Here is a 20,928-nt window from a genome sequence, read left to right as displayed (position 1 = left end):
TCGTGTCGACGTGGGCGCTCAGCGCTGGTAGTACGCCATCACCGCGTGTTTCGCCTCGGCAAAGAATAGCCATCGTTCGACGAACAGCGCGAGAAGGCCGAGCGCGAGCGAGATCCACGCGGAAAGCCAGCCGATCAGCCACGCCGCCGGAAGCATGCCGAGCGGAACGAGGAGGATCAGCCAGAACACGATCGCACGCAGTTTGCGGGCATGCCTGCGGGCGAGCACGAAACCCATTTCATGCGTCAGGTAGTTCTCTTCGGTCTGCGGCGCTTCGAATGCGCGCACGGTGCCCAGCACATCCAGGCCGGTGGCTCGGCCCGCGGACGGCGGCGATGATGCGTCGATGCGACGCCAATAGGCCCGCTTGAGCAGCGCGCACGCGGGTGCGACGAGAACGGCATGCGCGAGCCACAATAACTGCGCCGGGTCGCGCAGGCCGGCGAGAGCGGGCACGAAAGCGATCGCGGTCGACCACAGCATCGCCCCATACAGGCCGAGCAGCAGATACGTCGGCAATACGTGTGGCTGATGCCATGCACCCACGGGCTTCAGGCTCGAGTAGATGCGCGCGGTGCAGAACACGGTCGCGAAGCTGCACGAAGCGAGCGCGAGGCCGGCCACGCGCGAGGAAACGGCATGAGACGTCGTGAGCAGTAGATATGCGCTCGCACTCAAGGGGATGAAAGTGGCGATTGCGAAAATGCCTTCGCGCGACAGCCAGGAACTGCGCCATTGCGTCAGTGCGCGCCATGCACGCTGCGGTTGGCCGAGGTGACCGAGCGAACAGAGCAGCCCCGCGGCCGCCAACAACGCGCCGATCGCAAGCAGCGTGAAGAACGGGATGTGCGGATCGATGACAATCGCCGACACGGGCGGGTGGCCGAAATGGAAGTCGTCGAAGGAGGATGCGTGGTAGGAATCGAGCGGCAAGCCCACTGCGAGCGCGAGCCCGCACAGGAACAATAGGCCGTAGCCTGTACCGGACAGCACCGTGAACGCGATGATCGAGAATGTCGGACGCATCGGGCGGCCTCAGCGCGACAGCACGCGATCGAGCCAGCGCAGCACGCCGGGTAATTTCGCGGTGTCGAGCGTCTCCGTCGGCGCGGCCTTCGTCGTTGCGTCGGAGCAGCCGTCGCGACGCGGTCGCGGCGGCAGGTAGCGGTTGACCGGCTTGTAGTCGTACTCGGGCATGAGCGCGTAGCCGTCGCGTTCGGCGACGAGTTTCGATATGGGTGACTCGCTGTCGCCGAGATCGCCGAAATGGCGCGCACGCGTCGGACAGGCCATCACGCACGCGGGCTGGCGATCGGCCTCGTCGAGCGTCTCGTTGTAGATGCGGTCGACGCACAGCGTGCACTTCTGCATCGTGCCGCGTTCCATGCTGAACTCGCGTGCGCCGTACGGGCACGCCCACGCGCACAGCTGGCAGCCGATGCACTTGTCCGAGTCGACCAGCACGATGCCGTCCTCGGCGCGCTTGTAGCTCGCGCCGGTCGGGCACACGGTCACGCAGGCCGGCGTCTCGCAGTGCAGGCAAGAGCGCGGGAAGTGCACGGTGAGGTCGCGCGTGCCATTCGCGGTGGGCTGCTCGACCGCATAGCTGTGCACGCGGTTGAACCAGACGCCGTTCGGCTGTGCGCCGTAGGGATCGGCGTCGGGCAGCGGACCGAAATCGCCGCCGTCGTTCCATTCCTTGCACGCGACCGCGCAGGCGTGGCAGCCCACGCAGGTGTCGAGATCGATGACGAGGCCGAGTTTCCTCGCGGTCGGCGGTGGCAGGGTCGTCATGGTTGGAGCGGCCAGAAGTGCGGAATCAGGATCATCGACAATGCGCAGAACACGGCGATCAGCGGGATGCCGACCTTCATGAAATCGGTGAAGCGGTAGCCGCCGGCATAGTAGACCATCGTGTTGGTCGGATAGCCCACCGGGGTCGCGAACGAGGTCGCCGCGGCGAACGCGACCGCGATGATGAACGGTCGCGCGTCGGCATGCACCGCGTGCGAGACCGAAATGGCGATGCCGACCATCAGCACGACCGACGGATTGTGGCCCATCAGCTCGGTCAGCAGCGCGGTCAGCAGGTACACCATCAGCAGCGCCGCGATCGGGCCGTGCGATCCGACCAGGTGCATGCCGTTGTCGACCAGCGCCTGCGACAGGCCGCTGGTTTCGATCGCGCTGCCGAGTGGCAGGATCGCCGCGAGCAGGACGATGATCTTCCAGTCGATGCCGGTGTAGAGGTCGCGGCTGCCGTAGCAACCGGCGATCGCCATCGCGACGGCACCCGCGAGCGCGGCGACCGGGATCGGCAGCGCGTGCAGCCCGGACAGCACCACGACCGCGGCCATGATCACGATCGCGGCAATCGCACGGCGCGGCGTGCGGCGCGTGTCATCGCGCTCGCTGAGCACCACGAAGCGGTCGTCATTGCGCACGGCGGCAATCGATTTCTCGTCGACGAGCAGCAGCAGCACGTCGCCACCGACCAGCTCGACGTCCTTGAGTGCGTTGCGCAGCACTTCGCCGCGGCGACGGATGCCGAGCACGATCGCATCGAATTCGCGCGCGAGCGCGATCTCGCCGAGCGCGCGTCCTTCGATCGGGCCGGCCGGTCTGACCATCGCCTCGACCAGCACGCGGCTGCGGCCGTGCTCGGGGCCGTAGCGGTTCTCCGGGTCGATGTCGAGTTGTGCGCGCGTGCGCAGGTCCTCGATCTTGTCCCAGTCGCCGCGCACCAGCAGCACGTCACCCGTTTCCAGGCGCTGCGCGCGCGGCGACCACAGGTGCTGCTCGCCGCGCAGCAGTTCGAGCGGGTAGACGCCCCAGGTTTCGCCGAGTTTCGCATCGGCGATCGTCTGGCCGATCAGCGGCGAGCCTTCGCGCACGCGCAGCTCGGTCACGTACTTGCCGAGTTCGGTTTCATTCGCGGCCTCGGCCGGAAGGTGGCGCGGCAGCAGCCAGCGTCCTACCAGCATCAGGTAGGCGATGCCGACCAGCGCGAGCAACGCACCCATGCGCGTGAACTCGAACACGCCGAACGGCGGCAGGCCATGCTTCTGCGCGAGGCTGTCGGCGAGCAGGTTCGACGAAGTTCCGATCAGCGTGCACACGCCGCCCATCTGCGCGGCATATGCCATCGGCAGCAGCACGCGGCCGGGTGGCGTCTTCGTGCGCGCGCACACGCGCAGCGCGAGCGGCAGGAAGGTCGCGACCAGCGCGATGTTCTTCACGAACGCGCCCATCGGCGCGATCGCGAGCATCAGCGCGAGGGTCAGCAGCCACGGCTGGCGGATGCGCGAGAGCAGGCGACCAAGCGGCTCGAGTGCACCGGAGCGCTCGATGCCGACACTCAGCGCGAACATCGCGGCAACCGTGATGGTCGCCTCGTTGCTGAAGCCGGCGAGTGCTTCGGTCGGCGTGACGAGGCCGAGCATGACCAGCAGCACGAGCACGATCAGCGCGACGAGGTCGATGCGAACCTTCTCGCTCGCGAACATCGCAATCGCACCGAGCACGATCGCGAGCGTGGTCCACGCGGCGCCGCTCACCCGGCGGCCCCGGCGAGCTCGACGCGGTGGCCGTCGCGCCTCGGCTCGGCATCGCGCTCGATGCGCACGCGCAGGTCGAACCATGCGGCCTGGCCGGTGACCGGGTCGGCATTGGCATGCGTCGCGTTGCTGTCGCGGTCGCGCAGCGACTCGTCGATGAGGTGGTTGAGCAGGAAGCCGTCGACATTCTCGGGCGCGTTCGCGGTGAGCTTCCACGCGCCCTTGCGCTTGCCGATCGCGTTCCACGTCCACACTGTGCCCGGCGCGGTGCCGGTGTGCGTGCGCGCCTGCACGCGGATGCGCCCGCGCGGTGCGACCAGCCAGATCCAGTCGTCGTCGGCGACGCCATGCGCGCGTGCGGTGTCCGGGTGCAGACAAAGATAGTTGCGCGTCGCGATCTGCCGCAGCCATTTATTCTGCGAGCCCCACGCGTGGTACATGAACATCGGGCGCTGGGTGATTGCCGCGAGCGGATAGTCGCCGGGTGCTTCAATGTCCCGATACCAGAATGGAATGGGGTCGAAGTAGCGTTCGACGCGCGCTCGTTCGTGGTCGGACGGTTGCGTCGCGCCATGGCCCCTCGCGGCGAGGCGGAAGCGTTGCAGCGATTCGGCGTAGAACTGCATCACGATCGGCTGGGTCGAGCCGACGAAGGCGAGCGACTTCGCCCATTCGAGATAGTCGCGGTTCGCCATCTTGTAGTAGCGGCCGGCGGCGGGGATCTCGCGGTGCCAGTGGCAGCCGTGCTCGATGTAGCGCGCGAGCTGGTCGGGGTTGGGCGTGCCGACGCCTTCCTGCGTGCCGTCGGCGCCGCGCCAGCCGGCAAGCAGGCCGATGCCGGGCGCGCGTTCGTGCTCGACCATGTACTGCGCGTAGCCACGCGGATACTTCGGTGCGCCGGTGTCGTCGACGAGACCGGGCAGGCCGAGGCGCGCACCCAGGTCGAGCAGCACGTCCTGGAACGGGCGCACGTCGCGATCGGGCCTGGTGACCGGCTGGCGGATCGCGTCGCTGGCGCTGTCCGCGTCGGAGATCGGCCGGTCGAGCAGGCTGATGCAGTCGTGGCGTTCGAGGTAGGTCGTGTCCGGCAGCACGAGGTCGGCGAACGCGACGGTTTCCGAATCGTAGGCATCGGCGTAGATGATGTGCGGGATCACGTACCCGCCGCTCGCCGGATCGCGCTCGCACAGCATCGCGCGCGTCGCCGTCGTGTTCATCGACGAGTTCCAGCCCATGTTCGCCATGAACAGGAACAAGGTGTCGATGCGGTACGGATCGCCCTTGCACGCGTTCGCGATCACGTTCTGCAGCATGCCGTGTGCGGCGAACGGGTGTTGCCACGAGAAGGCCTTGTCGATGCGGCGTGGCTCGCCGGCGGCGTCGACGACGAGGTCTTCGGGCGTGTGCACGTAGCCGAGCGGTCCGGCTTCCAGCGTGCCGTTCGCGCGACGCGTCTTGCCGGGACGGTTCGGCGGCGGAGCCGGCTTCGGATACGGCGGCTGGTAGCGGAAGCTCCCAGGCGTGTCGATTGCGCCGAGGATCATCTGCAGCAAATGCAGTGCGCGGCAGGTGTGGAAGCCGTTCGCGTGCGCGCTGATGCCGCGCATCGCGTGCATCGCGACCGGGCGCCCGATCATCTCGGCGTGTTCGCGGCCCCAGGCATCGGTCCAGCGCTGCTTCAGCACGATCGATTGGTCGAACGCGACCTCGGCGAGCTCCCGCGCGAGGCGGCGGATGGTGTCGGCATCGACGCCGCATGCCGGCGCGACCGTGTCGGGTGCGTACTCGTCCGACAGATAACGCTCGGCGAACAACTGGAACGCGGGGACCGCCGTGCGACCGTCGGGCAGGGTGTACTCGCCGACGACGAGCGGTGCGACGTCGATCGCGTCGGCGTGCGCGATCACGGGGGTGCCGCGCACCGCACACAATGCATGCCCCTCGGCGTCACGCGCGATCATGCCGTCGTCGGCCGCGCCCGGCGCGCGGATCACCAGATGGTGCGCGTTCGTGTAGCGGACGAGGTAATCGAGATCGACGCGATCGTTGCGCAGCAGTTCGTGGATGAACGCACCGGCGAGCAGGCCGTCGGTGCCCGGGTTGATCGGCACCCATTCGTCGGCGATTGCGCCGTAGCCGGTGCGCACCGGGTTGATCGCGACGATCTTCGCGCCACGCGACTTCAGCTTGCCGAGGCCGAGCTTGATCGGGTTCGAGTCGTGGTCTTCGGCGACGCCCCACAACATCAGGTACTTCGTCAGGTCCCAATCCGGTTCGCCGAATTCCCAGAAGCTGCCGCCGAGCGTGTACATGCCGGCGGCGGCCATGTTGACCGAGCAGAAGCCGCCGTGCGCGGCGTAGTTGATCGTGCCGTACGCCTGCGCCCACCAGCCGGTCAGCGCCTGCGACTGGTCGCGCCCGGTGAAGAACGCGAGTTGGTCCGGATCGCGCGCGCGAATGTCGCCGAGCCACTGCGTCGCGAGCGCGAGCGCCTCGTCCCACTCGATCTCGCGGAACTCGCGCGCACCGCGCTCGCCGACACGCAGCAAGGGCTTGGACAAGCGCGCCGGCGAGTAGTGCTGCATGATGCCGGCCGACCCCTTCGCGCAGATCACGCCGCGGTTGACCGGGTGCCGCGGGTTGCCGTCGATGTAGCGGACGCGCCCGTCCTTGAGATGGACGCGGATTCCGCACCGGCACGCGCACATGTAGCACGTGGTGGTCTTGACGGCGTCGCCGGTCGGCTTGTGGAGGTTCAACGGGGTGTGCGGCATGTTGCGATGGTAGCGGATGCATCCGCGCAGGGAACCAGCAAGCGTCGCCGTCGCGGCACCATGCGATGATGCATACGCCACGTCCCGGGAGATCGCGATGCAACCGCCGCCGCCTGCAGGGGAAACGAGCGCGCCCGGCGCGATCGGGCGACTGGCCGCACTCGGCATCGTGCTGGTCACGAATGCGATTCCGGTTTACGGCGTGCTGCGACTCAACTGGTCGGTGACCAACGTGCTGGTGATGTACTGGCTCGAGAACCTGCTGGTGGCGGTGTTCACCTGCCTGCGCATCGCGACTCACCGGCGGCTCACGCACAAGCGCGGGCACTGGCGCAGCGGCCAGCTCGGCAGCAGCAGCAATGGCAAACCGTCGAAAGGGGGCCTGCTCGGCGAGTACGCGACGGTCGCGTTCGTGTTCACGCTTGCGCACGGCCTGTTGGTCGCAGTGATCGCGCTGCTTCTCGCAAGCAGGCATCCGCAGGATCCGCTCTGGCAATTCTCGTGGGACGCATTCCGCCAGGGTGCGCTGATGTTGTCCCTTGCGCTCGCCGCCGGCTTCGTCGCCGACCTGCCTGGCATGCGCTCGCGCAGCTTCGCCTGGATCAAGGCGCAGGTGCAGCAGCGCATCGGTCGCGTGCTGGTGCTGCACCTGGCGATCATCTTCGGCATGGCGGCGATGGCGGCGACCGATTCGCCGCTGGGCATCCTGTATGTGCTGATTGGCCTGAAGGCGCTGTGGGATGTCGCGTTGACGCGCGTGGTCGCGGCGCCGGTGCCGGGGCAGCCGCCGCGGTGGTTGCTCAAACTCGGCGATCGCCTCGGCAAGGACAAGGGCGGTGCCGCCGCGATGGCCGAGCAATGGAAAGCCGGCATCGAGGCCGCAGGTCGCCAGGCGATCGAGGATGAACAGGTGGTGCGGGCGTAGGAACCGCCGGCCGCGATAGCCTGCCTGCGAGCCCGATGGCGTCCATGAATGCGGCGCGGGCTGGCATGCACCAGCCCCGCCCACATGGCCGTGTCCCGCGCGGTGGGGTCAGGGCGCGTCGATGTGGATCGACGGATCGTCGAATCCGGAGTAGTGCACGCGTGTCGTTGCGGTGTGGCCCATGAACGTGCCGGTCGATTCGATCTGGATCGGAAGGCCCGTATTCACCGAAACCCACGTCTTCGCATCCGACTTCATCGGCTTGGTCAGCGTGTAGGCGTAGACCTTGGCCGGTTCGCCGTCGACCGTCTCGTCGCCGAGCGCCTTCACGTCCATCCCGGCTTCCATCTCGCCGAGGAACTCGGGGTTGCGGTACTGCGCGACCATCCGGCCGACGCCCGGCACCGGTACCGCCTGCATCTTGCCGCCGATGTCCATGTACATGGTGTCGCCGATGATCAGGCTTGGATGGCCGGCGGAGTCGATGCGATAACGGTCGGGCGCGACGAATTCCATCTTCGACACCTGTTCGCCCTTCTTCACGTCGGTGGCGGTGGCGCGGAAGCTCTTCGCGGCGAGGAACTTCGCGAATGCGGCGTGCAGGTCCTCCTTCGGTCCCGCCACGGCGAGCGAGCAACCGAGCGCGATGGCAAGGCCGGCACAGGTCTTCGGAAACAGCGTCATGGGGTCGTCTCCCTGGTTGGATGAATTACGGAACGCGCCGCGATGCCGCTGCTTGTGCGATCCTGCGCCGATCGCCGCGCGCGCTCGGCATCTTGCCGGACACATACGCGAAAACGACCGCGAACAGGACATTCCATGGACCGCTACGAACGCATCCTGACCCTGCATCGTATCCTGAAAGCCAGGCGCCACCCGGTTTCGTTCGCGACCCTCAAGGACGAGCTGTCCTGCTCGCGCGCGACCCTCTATCGCGACATCGCGTTCCTGCGCGATGCGCTCGGCGCGCCAATCGAGTACGGCGAGGATGAGTCGACATTCCGCTATGCGGTGGACGAAGCGGAGCGCTTCGAGCTGCCCGGACTGTGGCTGACCAGCGAGGAACTGGCCGCCCTGCTCGCGCTGAACGAGCTGCTCGGTCGGTCCGATCCAGGTGTGCTGGCCGGCGCGCTGGCGCCGTTCCGGGCGCGCATCGAGCGCCTCCTGTCCGACCATGCAAGCGGTCGCGCGCTGCCGGTGGAGCGCATCCGCGTGCTCGCCAGCGGTTCGCGCCGACTCGACCAGGCTGCGTTCCGCGCGGTCGCTTCGGCGCTGCTCAATCGCAAGCGGCTCAAGTTCCGCTATCGCGCGCGCTCGACCGACGCCACCACCGAGCGCGTCGTCTCGCCGCAGCGCCTCGCCCACTACCGCGACAACTGGTATCTCGACGCGTGGGACCACAGCCGCGACGCGCTGCGCAGCTTCGCGCTCGACCGCATCCGCGAGCCGCAACCGCAGGACGATGCCGCGCTCGATCGCGACGCGACCGAACTCGATTCGCACCTTGCATCCAGTTACGGCATCTTCTCCGGCGCGCCGAAAGCGTGGGCGACGATCCGCTTTTCCGCGCACGCGGCGCGCTGGGTTGCCGACGAGCACTGGCATTCGCAGCAGCAGGGCGAACGCCTGCCGGATGGGCGCTACGAGCTGCGCGTGCCGTACTCCAACTCGCGCGAGCTGCTGATGGATGTGCTGAAATACGGCCCCGATGCGGAAGTCGTCGCGCCGGTCCCGTTGCGCGAAGAGATGAAGATCCTGCTGCAGCTCGCACTCGGCGCCTACGGCGCAGGCCCGTCGTGAACGGCCTCGACGCCATGACGCCCGCCGCCGGCACGGGCCGCGACCTCTCGCTCGTGCTCGGCTCCGGTGGCGCGCGCGGCTACGCGCACATCGGCGTGATCGAGGAACTGCAGGCGCAAGGGTTTTCGATCCGCTCGATCGCCGGCAGCTCGATGGGCGCGCTGGTCGGTGGCATGCATGCGGCCGGCAAGCTCGACGCGTTCCGCGACTGGGCGCTGCCGTTGCAGCGCTACGACGTGCTGCGCCTGATCGACTGGACTTTTCGCGGCGGCGGTTTCATCAAGGGCGAGCGTGTCAGCGGCCTGCTGCGCGAAATGATCGGCGATGTGTCGATCGAGCAATTGCCGATGGCCTACACCGCGGTCGCGGTGGATCTGGATGCGCAGCGCGAGGTGTGGTTTTCGCGTGGCCCGCTGTTCGATGCGATCCGCGCCTCGATCGCGATCCCGACCGTATTCCGCCCGCACCACTACCAGGGTCGCCTGCTGGTCGATGGCGGCCTGCTCAATCCGCTGCCGGTATCGCCGACGCTGCGGGACCTGACCGACGCCACCATCGCGGTGGACGTCAATGCGATGGCGGAAGCGTTCGGCGACGAGCGTGACGCGGCGGCGATCGACGACGGCAAATCGATGCCGGAGGTAATCGACGATGCAACCGCGCCGCCCCAGTTGCAGCAGCGGCGGCGACGGCTGGCGGCGCTGGTCGATTCGTTCGTCGAGCGCCGCGAACGTCGCATCGCGGCCGCGCGCGAGCCGGGCGCGCTGGAACTGTTCGCGCGCTCGCTCGATGCGGTGCAGGAGACGATCACGCGCCTCAAGCTCGCAGCGCAGCCGCCGGACCTGCTCGTGACCATCCCGCGCAACGCCTGCGCGTTCTACGAATTCCATCGCGCCGACGAGCTGATCGAACTCGGCCGCCGCCGCACGCGCGAGGCCCTGGCACGCTGGGCGCCGCTGCGCCGCTGATGCGCGATGAAACCCGGGATCGCGGGTACGGCCGCAACTGGCGGGCGCGCGGGTGAACGCCCGGCCGCGCTGCAGGGTTGGAAAGCGCACCGCGGGACATTCGGACGTTCGATCGCGCGCCGTTTTCCGTTTAGTAGTATCGGGCGCCCCTTTCGCGGCGCCGGGGAGCCATCCGCATGAACGTTCGACCACTGCTGTATTGCCTCTTGCTGGCCCTGCCCATCGCGAGCCCCGGCGCAGCCGCCGCCGGCGCGGCCGCGCCGTACTTCCGCTACGACAAGATCCGCATGGAAACCAGGCACGCCTACGCCTTCGTGCACGAGGAGCGCAGCGGACCGGCGTCGACCTACCTGTTCCTGACCACCGACCCGCTCGATGCGAAGAAGATCGCCGACGCATTCGATCCGGGCAGCGAGGTCAACCAGCAGGTCGGCGACAAGCCGGGCGGCTTCGTGCGCATCTGCATCAATGCCGAAGGCAAGGAATGCGGCCTGTATTTCTCGCACGAGCAACCGAGCGAGTCGTTCAACATGTCCGGCTCGGGTGAATTCAAGCTCGCGAAACAGACCGCGGGCTCCGTCGAAGGGCGCTGGCAGATGACCAAGCCGGACGACTTCTTCGGCAAGACCTACGACTTCGACCTGCCGTTCAGCGCGAGCATCACCGCCGCGACCCCGGGTACGCCATTGCCGGCCGATGGCGGCGCGCCCGGCAAGGCGTATGCGGCGTATCTTGCTGCGCTGGCGAAGGGCGACCTGCCGACGCTGCGCAAGATGCTCGGCGAAGGTTCGCGCTGGCAGTTGCCGGAAGACGACGAGCAAGCCGCCAAACAGGGGCTCAAGGACCTGCGCGACGGCAAGCCGGTGTCGGTGAAGATCGTGTCGGCGATCCAGCGCGGCGATCACGCCGTGCTCCGGGTCGAAGGCGTCGACCGCGACGAGATCAAGCGCGCCGGCCGCGTGTTGATGGTCAAGGAAGGCGACACCTGGCGCGCCGAGACGCAGGACCTCGGCAGCGTGGACTAGCGAAGGGACCAGGGCAGCGGAGCAAGCTCCGTTCCACGGAAGGATCGATCCAAACGAAAAAGGCCGGCAATGCCGGCCTCTTCCAGGATGTCCGAAGGCGATCAACCGCCGCGTTTCATCGATCCGAAGAACTCGTCGTTGGTCTTCGTGTTCTTCATCTTGTCGAGCATGAACTCCATCGCGGCCAGCTCGTCCATCGGATGCAGCAGCTTGCGCAGGATCCAGATCTTCTGCAGCTGGTCCGGGTCGATCAGCAGTTCCTCGCGGCGGGTGCCGGAGCGGTTGATGTCGATCGAGGGATACACGCGCTTCTCGGAGATGCGCCGGTTCAGGTGCACTTCCATGTTGCCGGTGCCCTTGAACTCCTCGTAGATGACCTCGTCCATCTTCGAGCCGGTGTCGATCAGTGCGGTCGCGATGATCGTCAGCGAGCCGCCTTCCTCGACGTTGCGCGCGGCGCCGAAGAAACGCTTCGGGCGTTGCAGCGCGTTCGCGTCGACACCGCCAGTGAGCACCTTGCCGGAACTTGGCACCACCGTGTTGTAGGCGCGCGCGAGGCGGGTGATCGAGTCGAGCAGGATCACCACGTCCTTCTTGTGCTCGACCAGGCGCTTGGCGCGCTCGATCACCATCTCGGCGACCTGCACATGGCGCACGGCCGGTTCGTCGAAGGTCGAGGAGACGACTTCGGCGCGCACGCCGCGACGCATCTCGGTGACTTCTTCCGGGCGCTCGTCGATGAGCAGGATGATCAGGTGTGCGTCGGGATGGTTGTAGACGATCGCCTGCGCGATGTTCTGCAGCATCATCGTCTTGCCGGCCTTCGGCTGCGAGACGATCAGGCCGCGCTGGCCACGGCCGATCGGCGCGACGAGGTCGAGGATGCGCCCGGTGATGTCCTCCGACGAACCGTTGCCGCGCTCGAGGTGGAATGCCTTGCGCGGGAACAGCGGCGTCAGGTTCTCGAACAGGACCTTGTTCTTGGATACTTCCGGCGGCTCGCCATTGATGTGGTCGACCTTGAGCAGGGCGAAGTAGCGCTCGCCCTCCTTCGGCGGGCGGATGCGTCCGGTGATGTAGTCGCCGGTGCGCAGGTTGAAGCGGCGGATCTGGCTTGGGCTGACGTAGATGTCGTCGGGGCCGGCGAGGTAGGACTCGTCGAAACCGCGCAGGAAGCCGAAGCCGTCCTGCAGGATCTCGAGCACGCCTTCGCCATAGATGCCGCCACCGATGCGCGCATGCGCCTTCAGCAAGAGGAAGATGATGTCCTGCTTGCGCGCCCGCGCGACGCCTTCCTGGACGCCGAGGGTATCGGCCAGTTGCAGCAGTTCTGCCGCGGTCTTCCGCTTGAGTTCCGTCAGATCGATCAGGGGGCCGTTGCCGCCGCCGTTCTTCGACTCGTCGAATTCCTCGTCGTCGTACATGCCACCGCGGTTGGGTTGCGGATTGCCACCACCGCCGCCGCCATGGCGACCGCCGCGACGGTCGCGTCGACCGCGCCGACCGGCCTGGTTCTGGCCTTGTTGGCCGCCCTGGTTCTGGCCGCCGCCCTGCGGATTGGCATTGCCATCCCCGCCGTCGCCGCCGCCATCATGGCTGCGCGCCTCGCTCGGCGCTGGCGCAGCATCCTGCGCCGGTTGTTGCGCCTGCTGCTGTTGCTGGCCGCGAGGGGCACGTTGCCGGGGCTCCGGACGGCCTTCGGCGGCGGCACCCTGGCCGCCATCATTCGTTTCGTTTTCGGACACGGGCAATCCTCGCTGGGCGCCGTTGCTGGAACTGGAGGGAAAGATCGAAGAAGAGGCGGGCGGAGCAGCGTTCGGCTCCGGGCGCCGGGTTTACGTTAGCACCTGTTGAGAGCAGGGGCTAGGGGGCAGGGGCCAGTGTGCAAAAACCGATGGCCCCCTGGCCGCTCGTCCCTCAGGCAATCGCCTTGTCGATGATCTGCGCCAGCTGGGTCTTGCTGACGGCGCCAATCTGCGTCGCCTGCACCTTGCCGTCGCGGAAGATCATCAGGGTCGGAATGCCACGCACGTTGTAGTTGCGCGGGGTCTTCTGGTTGTGGTCGATGTTGATCTTGGCGACCTTCAGCTTGCCCTTGTAGCTGGCCGCGAGGTCGTCGAGGATCGGTGCGATCATCTTGCACGGGCCGCACCATTCGGCCCAGAAATCGACCAGAACCGGCTCGCTGGACTTGAGGACGTGCTCCTCGAACTGCTCATCGCTCACGTGCGCAATGTGTTCGCTCACGGGATCTTCTCCGGAAATCATGGGGTTGGGCGCGACCGCGCGCGTCGGGCGGGGTTCCGCTACACTCACGCGGTTGCGCCGGAGCAGTCGGGACAGCGGGGAGTGCGGAACGCACGGCCCATTTGAGCCCAAACGACCGACCGGTGCAAGTTGGGGACGCCACCCGCGCATTGCAAGAGAGCAGGTACGCGCCGCCATCCCGGCCGCGCGCCGCGTCCCAGCGGCGCAAACTTCGCGAGACGAGTGCGCTTCGGGCGCACCGCAACGCACAGGCGCCTTTCCGTCATCACACAGATTTGGACCCATGTCCCAGCATCCGCTTACCGATATCACCTTCGAAAGTTTCGATCTCCACCCGCTCCTGTTGTCCGGCTTGCACGGCTGCGGCTTCACCCGTTGCACGCCGATCCAGGCGCTGACCCTGCCGATCGCACTGACCGGCCGCGACGTCGCCGGCCAGGCGCAGACCGGCACCGGCAAGACCGGCGCGTTCCTCGTCGCGGTGCTGAATCGCCTGCTCACGCGCCCGGCCGCACTCGACCGCAAGCTGACCGATCCACGCGCGATCGTGATCGCGCCGACGCGCGAGCTGGCGATCCAGATCGACAAGGACTTCCGTGCGATTGGCCGCGACACCGGGCTCAAGTCCGCGCTGATCTACGGCGGCGTCGACTACGACAAGCAGCGCGAACTGCTCAAGTCCGGTTGCGACCTGATCATCGCGACCCCGGGTCGCCTCATCGACTACCTCAAGCAGCACGTGTTCAGCCTCAACGCGATCGAGGCCGTCGTGCTCGACGAGGCCGACCGCATGTTCGACCTCGGCTTCATCAAGGACATCCGCTTCCTGTTCCGGCGCATGCCGCCGCGCGAGCAACGCCAGAGCATGCTGTTCTCGGCGACGCTGAGCCATCGGGTGCTTGAACTCGCCTACGACCACATGAACGAGCCGGAGAAGCTCACGGTCGAGACCGACAACGTCACCGCCGACCGCGTGCGCCAGATCGTCTATTTCCCGGCCAAGGAAGAGAAGCAGCCGCTGCTGATCAACCTGCTGTCGCGCGTCGACGCCCACCGCAGCATCGTTTTCCTCAACACCAAGATCGCCGCGGAGAAGGTCACCCGTTCGCTCGAGCGCCAGGGCTTCACGGTCGCCACGCTGTCCGGCGACGTGCCGCAGGCGAAGCGCGAGCGCCTGCTCGGCAAGTTCCAGAAGGGCGAGATCGAAATCCTGGTCGCGACCGATGTTGCTGCGCGCGGCCTGCACATCCCCGACGTCTCGCACGTGTTCAACTACGACCTGCCGCACGATGCGGAAGACTACGTGCATCGCATCGGACGCACCGCGCGCCTCGGCGCAGAAGGTGATGCGATCAGCTTCGCCTGCGACCTCTACGCGATGGGCCTGCCGGACATCGAGAGCTACATCGAGCAGAAGATCCCGACCGCGCCGATCACGCCGGACATGCTGGTGGTGCCGCCGCCGCGCCCGCGCGCCGCGGGTGCCGCCGCCCACGCGATCGAGGAAGATGAAGCAGCCGACGATGCGCGCAATACCGCCGGCCCGCCACCGAAGCCGGGCAAGCCCGCGCGCGGCGGACCGCGTGCCCCCGGCGAACGCGAGCGCACCGGCTCACGCAGCGGTTCGTCGCGTGGCCCGCGCGGCGAGCACGCACGCGGCGAGCGCCCGGCGGGCGCGAAGCCGGTCGTGAAAGAAGCCGCGCCCGTGGCGGTCCAGCGCGACGATGCGCCGGCAGCCGCGGCCGCGCTCGATGGCGAGGCGTCGCGCAAGCGCCGCCGTCGCGGCGGCCGCGGACGCAACAAGCATCGCGAGGGCGTCGAGACCGCGGCTCCCGCAGCGCAGGCTTCCGAGCGCGGCGGACCGCCCAAGCAGCGCATCGTCGAACGCAAGCCGCATCCGCACGCGGCCCAGGCCAGCTCCGTGGCGGCGCCCGAGGCGCATGCGCCGAAGCAGGGCTTCTTCCGCCGCATCATGCGCATGTTCGGTCGCCGGTAGCTTTCGGCGCGAACAACTGCCCGTCATCCCCGCGAAAGCTCGCGAACGCGGGGATCCAGCGACCCGGGACCTGCCATCCGTTCGCTTGGCGCGCGGCGAGCAGTAGCGTTTCCATCCGTTCGCGTTGAGCGCAGCGAGCGCCAGCGAGGGAGGTCGAAACGCCGGCGACCGGCCTCCAGTCTGCGCGTCGACCCGATCCGCCCGCACGCGAGCCGCGTTTGCTACGCTTGCGCGCTGGAAGAAGGCGACGCAAGCGCATGCCCCTGTCCCGTTTGGCAACTGATTCGAGTCGGGCCTCCGAGGTCGCAGGCCTGGCCTGCTGCGCCGTGCTCGCCGCGCTCGCGCTGTGGCTGCTCGTGCGCCTGTTGTGGGCGCTGCTGCCCAGTGACGACGCCGCGCTCGGCGCGGTGGCAAGCCGTGTCGTGTCGAGCGGCGCGCCCGCGCCGGCGCGCTCGATCGCGCAATGGCATTTGTTCGGCAACCCTCCCGCGCAAGCGGCCGCGAGCGGCACGACCACCTCGCTCATCCTGCGCGGCACGCTCGCCGATCCCGACCCGAAGGCGGGCATCGCGGTGATCGCCGATGCGGGCAACGGCGAACGCAGCTGGCGCGTCGGCGAGCAGGTCGCGCCTGGTGTGCGCCTGGTCGCGGTGTACGCGGATCGCATCGTGGTTGCGCGCGACGGTGGCGAGGAAACGCTCAAGCTCGCGCGGGACACCAACCTCGCGCCCGCCGACGTCGTGCGGCCGACGCCGACCAGCGTCACGGGTGGCGTCGCTGCCGCGCCTGCCGGCGCGGGCGCGGCAAGCGGTTCGAACCGCACAACCAGCGCGAAGGCGCCGCCGACCTGGCAGCAGACCGTCGATCGCCTGCGCCAGAATCCGGCCGAGCTGATGAAGCGCGTGCAGCTCGTGCCGGTACTCGATGGCGGCAAGCTGTCCGGCGTGCGCCTCTCGACCGGCACCGACGTCGCCCTGCTCAACCAGATCGGACTGCAACCCGGCGATGTCGTGACTTCGGTGAACGGCACGCCGATCGATTCGATCGAGCGCGGGCAACAGATCATGTCCAGCCTCGGCAACGCGAGTTCGGTCCGCGTGACCGTACTGCGCGGCGGCAAGCCGACCGACGTCACCGTCGGACTGCAATGAACAGCACAGCGAACAGGAAACCCACCGCGATGCGTCGACTCCTCGTACCGGCCTTGATCGGCGCCTTCGTCGCGCTCGGCGCGAACGCCCAGACCCCTGCGCCGGCCGCGCAGCAAACCGGGCACACGACGACCGCCGATGGTCGCCACACGCTGAACCTCAACGATGCCGACATCAACGCGCTGATCGCGACGGTGAGCGAGATCACCGGCAAGAACTTCATCGTCGGCCCGAACGTGCAGGGCAAGGTCACGGTGGTGTCGGCGCGGCCGATGAAGCCGGACGAAATCTACGACGTGTTCCTGTCGGTGCTGCGCGTGCACGGCTTCGCCGCGGTGGCGTCCGGCAGCATGATCAAGATCGTGCCGGAAACGACCGCGCAGCAGGACGGCTCCACCGGCGTCAACGGCCTCGGCGCGCGCGCGGCCGACGAACTCGTCACCGAAATCGTGCCGGTCAAGCACGTCTCGGCAGCGGAACTGGTGCCGATCCTGCGCCCGCTGATGCCGCAGGGCGGCCAACTGATCGCGCATGCGAGTTCCAACTCGCTGGTCGTGTCCGATCGCGCCGGCAACGTGCAGCGCCTCGCCGACATCATCCAGCGCATCGACACGGTGTCCGATGCCGAGGTCGAGATGATCCCGCTGCGCCATGCGAACGCCTCCGAGATGGCGCGCACGCTGACGATGCTCGCGGACGACAAGGCCGCGCCGGCAAACGGCGAAGGCGCGCGCGTGTTCGCCGACACGCGCACGAATTCGATCCTGCTCGCCGGCGCGAAGAACGGACGCCTGAAGATGCGCGCGCTGATCGCGCACCTCGACACGCCGATCGAGAACGGCGGCGACACCCAGGTGATCTACCTGCACTACGCCAGCGCGAAGGACCTCGTGCCGATCCTGCAGGGCGTCGCGACGACCCTGTCCGGCGTGGCGCCGCCGACGGCGAAGGCGGGCGACGGCAATGGCGGCGCTGGCGCTTCGGTGGCTACGATCCAGGCGCATCTAGAAACCAACGCGCTGATCATCAGCGCCCCGCCGGCGATCTTCCGTTCGCTCAGCGCGGTCGTGCGCCAGCTCGACATCCGCCGCAACCAGGTGCTGATCGAGGCGGTCATCGCCGAAGTCGCCGACCAGACTGCGAGCGAACTCGGCGTGCAGTGGCAACTGCCGCTCGGCAACAATGGCCGCCACATCGTCGGGGGCACGAATTTCACCGGCACCTCGCCCGGCAACAACATCCTGACCGCAGCGCAGAATCCGCTCGGCGTCGGCAACGGCTTCAACCTCGGCTACATCGACGGCACTGTGCAGGTCGGACGCAACACGATCTTCCAGCTCGGCGCGCTGGTCAGCGCGCTGCGCGGGGACGGCAAGTCGAACATCCTGTCGACACCTTCGGTGCTGACGCTCGACAACCAGGAAGCGGAGATCAAGGTCGCGCAGGAAGTACCGTTCCTGACCGGCCAGTACTCGACCAACGCGACTGCGACCACGGCGACGAGCAATACCAGCGGCATCACCAATCCGTTCCAGACGATCGAGCGCAAGGACGTCGGACTCGTGCTGAAGGTCAAGCCGCAGATCAACGTCGGCGACTCCGTGCGCCTGGACATCCACCAGGAAGTGTCCTCGCTCGCACCGACCGTGAGCGGCGCGGTCGACCTCATCACCAACAAGCGCGAGCTGACCACCAGCGTGCTGGTCAAGGACGACTCGCTGCTCGTGCTCGGTGGCCTGATCGACAACCAGGCCAAGGACAACGTGCAGAAGGTGCCCGCGCTTGGCGACATCCCGCTGATCGGCAACCTGTTCCGCTACCGCACCAACGACCGCACCAAGAAGGACCTCATGGTGTTCCTGCACCCGAGGATCCTGCGCGACGCGGCGACCGAGGCCGCAGTGTCGAGCGAGAAGTACAACTACATGCGCACCGAGCAGTTGCAGATGCGCCAGCAGGACTGGCCGATCACGCCGCGCGCGGAACGGCCGATGCTGCCCGAGGTGCACGACTTCCTCGCCAGCCCGTCGCTCGACGGTCGCCCCGGCCTCGCCGATCCGCAGGTGCCGCGCAGCACGGAGCCGAAACGGTGAGCGAAGCCGCAGCGCGTCCGGCGCGTCCCGCCTTCGGTTACGCGCGTCGCCACGGCGTCGCGCTGACCGGCTGGAAGGAAGGCACCGCCGAGATCGCCTGCCGCGCCGGCGTGCGCACCGACGTGCTGGCCGAACTGCGCCGCCATCTCGGCGCGCCGCTGCATTTCAACACGCTCGGCGACAAGGAGTTCGAGCGCCTGCTGCGCGACCTGTACGAACAGGGCGATGACGCGCGCGCGATGGTGTCCGACCTCGACGAGCGCATGGACCTGAAGGCGCTTGCCGACGACCTGCCGGAGCCGGAAGACCTGCTCGAGAGCGACGACGACGCGCCGATCATCCGCCTCATCAATGCGCTGCTCACCGAAGCGGTCAAGGAAGGCGCGTCCGATATCCACATCGAGCCGTACGAGAACCGCCTGGTGGTGCGTTTCCGCATCGACGGCGTGCTGCGCGAGGTGCTGAGTCCGCAGAAGGCGATCGCCGCCGCGGTGGTCAGCCGCATCAAGGTCATGGCCAAGCTCGACATCGCCGAGCGGCGCCTGCCGCAGGATGGCCGCATCGGACTGCGCATTGCGGGTCGCCCGGTCGACGTGCGCGTGTCGACGATTCCCGCCGGCCGCGGCGAGCGCGTCGTGCTGCGCCTGCTCGACAAGCAGGCCGGCAAGCTCGATCTCGTCCAGCTCGGCATGGATGACGCGACGCGTGCGCGCCTGGAAGACCTCATCGCGCGGCCGCACGGGATCCTGCTCGTGACCGGCCCGACCGGCTCGGGCAAGACGACTACGCTGTACGGATCGCTGCTCAAGCTCAACGATGCGTCGCGCAACCTCATGACGGTCGAGGATCCGATCGAGTACTACATCGACGGCGTCGGCCAGACCCAGGTCAACACGCGCGTCGACATGACGTTCGCACGTGGCCTGCGCGCGATCCTGCGCCAGGATCCGGACGTCGTCATGGTCGGCGAGATCCGCGATCTCGAGACTGCCGAGGTCGCGGTGCAGGCGTCGCTGACCGGCCACCTCGTGCTGTCGACCCTGCACACCAACTCCGCAGTCGGCGCGGTCACGCGCCTGCGCGACATGGGCGTCGAGCCGTTCCTGCTGTCCTCGTCGCTGGTCGGCGTGCTCGCGCAGCGCCTCGTGCGCGTGCTCGACCCGGCCACGCGCGAGGCGTACGCCGCGACCCCGGCCGAACTCGCCGCGTTCGGCCAGCCGGCCGACGCGCGCGTGACGCTCTACCGCCCGCGCACCGATCTCGCCGCGCAGGGCCGCGCGAGCGGCTACAAGGGTCGCACCGGCATCTACGAACTGGTCGCGCTCGACGATGCGCTGCGCCGCCTCGTGCACGAAGGGGCCTCCGAAGCCGATCTCGAGCGCCACGCGCGCACGCGCGGGCCGTCGATCCTCGAAGACGGCTGGCGCAAGTGCGTCGCCGGCATCACCTCGACCGAGGAAGTGCTGCGCGTGACGCGCGAGGAGTGACGCGCCGCGTTCGGCGCGTTCGCTGATGACGTCGCCGCGCTGGATCCTGTTGCCTGGCCTTGACGGCAGCGGTCGCCTGTTCACGCCGTTCCTCGAATGCCTTGGCGACGTCGATGCGGTCGTCGTCCGATATCCCGACGACCTTGCCGCGGATCTCGATGCATATGCCAAGCATGCGGCCACTGCAATCGGCGAGGCCGGCCGCTGCCTGATCGTCGCGGAATCGTTCTCGGGGCCGGTCGCGTTGCGCCTGCAGCGGCTCGATCCGCGCGTCGAGGCGATCGTGCTCGTCGCGAGTTTCGTGCGTTGTCCGCATCCGTTGCTGCGCGTGCTGCCCATTTCCCTCGTCACCGCGCTCGCACGCCGTACCGCTTTCCGACTGGCGCTGCGGATGTCCTGCCTCGGTCGTGACGCGTCGGACGATCGTGTCGACGCTCTGCGCGACGTCGTGCGTGCCTTGCCGGCGGCCACCCTGTCGGCGCGCCTTGCATTGCTTCGCACGCTGGACGAGTCCGCCGCTCTATGCGCGACGCACCTCCCGCTGCTGCACCTGCGCGCTCGGCGAGATCGACTCGTCCGCGTTCCGATCGTGCGCGATGCGCGGCCTGCCTCGCTGCACGAGGTCGTGGTCGATGGGCCGCATTTCCTCTTGCAGGCGTGCCCGCAGGCTTGCCTCGAGGCGATCGCGGCCTGGGCAGCGCACGGAATCGGAGGCAACGATGGCGGCAGGACACTGCGCTTGCACCCGGATTGACAAGAATGGTCGCGAAAGGCGGCGCCGTCGGTTTACTCTTGCAGGAGTGGCGCAAGCAGCGATGCTTCCGCGGGCTGGCAAGAGCATCGCGCCTTCCGCCGCTCCCAGAGTGCAAGGCAAATACCGACTC

General features: G+C 68.0%; 16 protein-coding genes. 9 read left to right on the top strand and 7 right to left on the bottom strand.

Annotation, left to right across the window (positions count from 1 at the left end):
* Nucleotides 1–18: 18 nt before the first annotated feature.
* The 4 genes from ACILRJ_RS00280 to ACILRJ_RS00265 are packed head-to-tail and all read right to left on the bottom strand — an operon-like array spanning nucleotide 19 to nucleotide 6,331.
* Nucleotides 19–1,026 (bottom strand): dimethyl sulfoxide reductase anchor subunit family protein, encoded by a 1,008-nt coding sequence (locus ACILRJ_RS00280; RefSeq protein WP_395679177.1) that lies wholly within the window; start codon nucleotides 1,024–1,026, stop codon nucleotides 19–21.
* A 9-nt stretch (nucleotides 1,027–1,035) separates the two neighbouring features.
* Nucleotides 1,036–1,794, bottom strand: a complete 759-nt coding sequence (locus ACILRJ_RS00275) for a 4Fe-4S dicluster domain-containing protein (RefSeq protein WP_395679175.1) — start codon at nucleotides 1,792–1,794, stop codon at nucleotides 1,036–1,038.
* The gene (locus ACILRJ_RS00270) at nucleotides 1,791–3,557 is read right to left on the bottom strand and encodes an SLC13 family permease (protein WP_395679173.1); all 1,767 of its coding nucleotides are present in this window, start codon (nucleotides 3,555–3,557) and stop codon (nucleotides 1,791–1,793) included. Before ACILRJ_RS00270 ends, ACILRJ_RS00275 begins: the two co-directional genes overlap by 4 nt.
* Entirely contained in the window at nucleotides 3,554–6,331 is a 2,778-nt protein-coding gene (locus tag ACILRJ_RS00265) for a molybdopterin oxidoreductase family protein (RefSeq protein ID WP_395679171.1), read from the bottom strand. Before ACILRJ_RS00265 ends, ACILRJ_RS00270 begins: the two co-directional genes overlap by 4 nt.
* Before the next feature lie 97 nt (nucleotides 6,332–6,428).
* Between ACILRJ_RS00265 and ACILRJ_RS00260 the strand changes: the two genes are divergently transcribed.
* Nucleotides 6,429–7,256 carry a DUF6498-containing protein gene (locus ACILRJ_RS00260; protein WP_395679169.1) on the top strand — a complete coding sequence of 276 codons (828 nt, stop codon included), beginning with the start codon at nucleotides 6,429–6,431 and terminating at the stop codon, nucleotides 7,254–7,256.
* Between the two features lie 108 nt (nucleotides 7,257–7,364).
* On the opposite strand, the gene ACILRJ_RS00255 is transcribed toward ACILRJ_RS00260, so the two are convergent.
* A complete protein-coding gene (locus ACILRJ_RS00255; RefSeq protein WP_395679167.1) occupies nucleotides 7,365–7,940 on the bottom strand; it encodes a hypothetical protein in 576 nt (191 codons plus the stop codon).
* A gap of 135 nt (nucleotides 7,941–8,075) precedes the next feature.
* On the opposite strand from ACILRJ_RS00255, the gene ACILRJ_RS00250 reads away from it, so the two are divergent.
* The 3 genes from ACILRJ_RS00250 to ACILRJ_RS00240 all read left to right on the top strand — a co-directional run bounded on the left by ACILRJ_RS00250 (nucleotide 8,076) and on the right by ACILRJ_RS00240 (nucleotide 11,049).
* Complete coding sequence (locus ACILRJ_RS00250) at nucleotides 8,076–9,056, top strand: helix-turn-helix transcriptional regulator (RefSeq protein WP_395679165.1); 981 nt, start codon at nucleotides 8,076–8,078, stop codon at nucleotides 9,054–9,056.
* Nucleotides 9,053–10,024, top strand: coding sequence for a patatin-like phospholipase family protein (locus tag ACILRJ_RS00245; RefSeq protein ID WP_395679163.1), 972 nt, complete (start codon nucleotides 9,053–9,055; stop codon nucleotides 10,022–10,024). Before ACILRJ_RS00250 ends, ACILRJ_RS00245 begins: the two co-directional genes overlap by 4 nt.
* 176 nt (nucleotides 10,025–10,200) lie before the next feature.
* Complete coding sequence (locus ACILRJ_RS00240; protein ID WP_395679161.1) at nucleotides 10,201–11,049, top strand: hypothetical protein; 849 nt, start codon at nucleotides 10,201–10,203, stop codon at nucleotides 11,047–11,049.
* A gap of 101 nt (nucleotides 11,050–11,150) precedes the next feature.
* Here ACILRJ_RS00240 and rho read toward each other — a convergent pair whose 3' ends face one another.
* Nucleotides 11,151–12,839 carry a transcription termination factor Rho gene (gene rho / locus ACILRJ_RS00235; protein WP_395680741.1) on the bottom strand — a complete coding sequence of 563 codons (1,689 nt, stop codon included), beginning with the start codon at nucleotides 12,837–12,839 and terminating at the stop codon, nucleotides 11,151–11,153.
* Between the two features lie 127 nt (nucleotides 12,840–12,966).
* Nucleotides 12,967–13,296, bottom strand: coding sequence for a thioredoxin TrxA (gene trxA / locus ACILRJ_RS00230; protein ID WP_395679159.1), 330 nt, complete (start codon nucleotides 13,294–13,296; stop codon nucleotides 12,967–12,969).
* Between the two features lie 304 nt (nucleotides 13,297–13,600).
* Here trxA and rhlB point away from each other — a divergent pair, with 304 nt between their 5' ends.
* The 5 genes from rhlB (at nucleotide 13,601) to ACILRJ_RS00205 (ending at nucleotide 20,798) form a co-directional block, all read left to right on the top strand.
* Entirely contained in the window at nucleotides 13,601–15,313 is a 1,713-nt protein-coding gene (gene rhlB / locus ACILRJ_RS00225) for an ATP-dependent RNA helicase RhlB (protein ID WP_395679157.1), read from the top strand.
* 257 nt (nucleotides 15,314–15,570) lie between these two features.
* Entirely contained in the window at nucleotides 15,571–16,464 is an 894-nt protein-coding gene (gene gspC, locus ACILRJ_RS00220) for a type II secretion system protein GspC (protein WP_395679155.1), read from the top strand.
* Nucleotides 16,465–16,493: 29 nt separating this feature from the next.
* Nucleotides 16,494–18,557 carry a type II secretion system secretin GspD gene (gspD, locus tag ACILRJ_RS00215; protein WP_395679153.1) on the top strand — a complete coding sequence of 688 codons (2,064 nt, stop codon included), beginning with the start codon at nucleotides 16,494–16,496 and terminating at the stop codon, nucleotides 18,555–18,557.
* Nucleotides 18,554–20,044: a type II secretion system ATPase GspE gene (gene gspE / locus ACILRJ_RS00210; protein ID WP_395679151.1), complete on the top strand. Its 1,491-nt coding sequence runs from the start codon at nucleotides 18,554–18,556 to the stop codon at nucleotides 20,042–20,044. Before gspD ends, gspE begins: the two co-directional genes overlap by 4 nt.
* Nucleotides 20,045–20,069: 25 nt before the next feature.
* Nucleotides 20,070–20,798 carry an alpha/beta fold hydrolase gene (locus ACILRJ_RS00205; protein ID WP_395679149.1) on the top strand — a complete coding sequence of 243 codons (729 nt, stop codon included), beginning with the start codon at nucleotides 20,070–20,072 and terminating at the stop codon, nucleotides 20,796–20,798.
* Nucleotides 20,799–20,928: the final 130 nt, after the last annotated feature.

Source organism: Dokdonella sp., assembly GCF_044227025.1.
Lineage (GTDB): Bacteria > Pseudomonadota > Gammaproteobacteria > Xanthomonadales > Rhodanobacteraceae > Dokdonella_A.
This window is presented reverse-complemented; position numbering and strand designations above follow the sequence as displayed.

Bases quoted from the DNA above. Each gene is read 5' to 3' on its own strand.
- ACILRJ_RS00265 (WP_395679171.1), bottom strand. From the start codon at position 6,331: ATGCCGCACACCCCGTTGAACCTCCACAAGCCGACCGGCGACGCCGTC.
- rhlB (WP_395679157.1), top strand. From the start codon at position 13,601: ATGTCCCAGCATCCGCTTACCGATATCACCTTCGAAAGTTTCGATCTC.
- ACILRJ_RS00255 (WP_395679167.1), bottom strand. From the start codon at position 7,940: ATGACGCTGTTTCCGAAGACCTGTGCCGGCCTTGCCATCGCGCTCGGT.
- gspC (WP_395679155.1), top strand. From the start codon at position 15,571: ATGCCCCTGTCCCGTTTGGCAACTGATTCGAGTCGGGCCTCCGAGGTC.
- ACILRJ_RS00280 (WP_395679177.1), bottom strand. From the start codon at position 1,026: ATGCGTCCGACATTCTCGATCATCGCGTTCACGGTGCTGTCCGGTACA.
- ACILRJ_RS00240 (WP_395679161.1), top strand. From the start codon at position 10,201: ATGAACGTTCGACCACTGCTGTATTGCCTCTTGCTGGCCCTGCCCATC.
- ACILRJ_RS00205 (WP_395679149.1), top strand. From the start codon at position 20,070: ATGACGTCGCCGCGCTGGATCCTGTTGCCTGGCCTTGACGGCAGCGGT.
- gspD (WP_395679153.1), top strand. From the start codon at position 16,494: ATGCGTCGACTCCTCGTACCGGCCTTGATCGGCGCCTTCGTCGCGCTC.
- ACILRJ_RS00250 (WP_395679165.1), top strand. From the start codon at position 8,076: ATGGACCGCTACGAACGCATCCTGACCCTGCATCGTATCCTGAAAGCC.
- ACILRJ_RS00275 (WP_395679175.1), bottom strand. From the start codon at position 1,794: ATGACGACCCTGCCACCGCCGACCGCGAGGAAACTCGGCCTCGTCATC.
- ACILRJ_RS00260 (WP_395679169.1), top strand. From the start codon at position 6,429: ATGCAACCGCCGCCGCCTGCAGGGGAAACGAGCGCGCCCGGCGCGATC.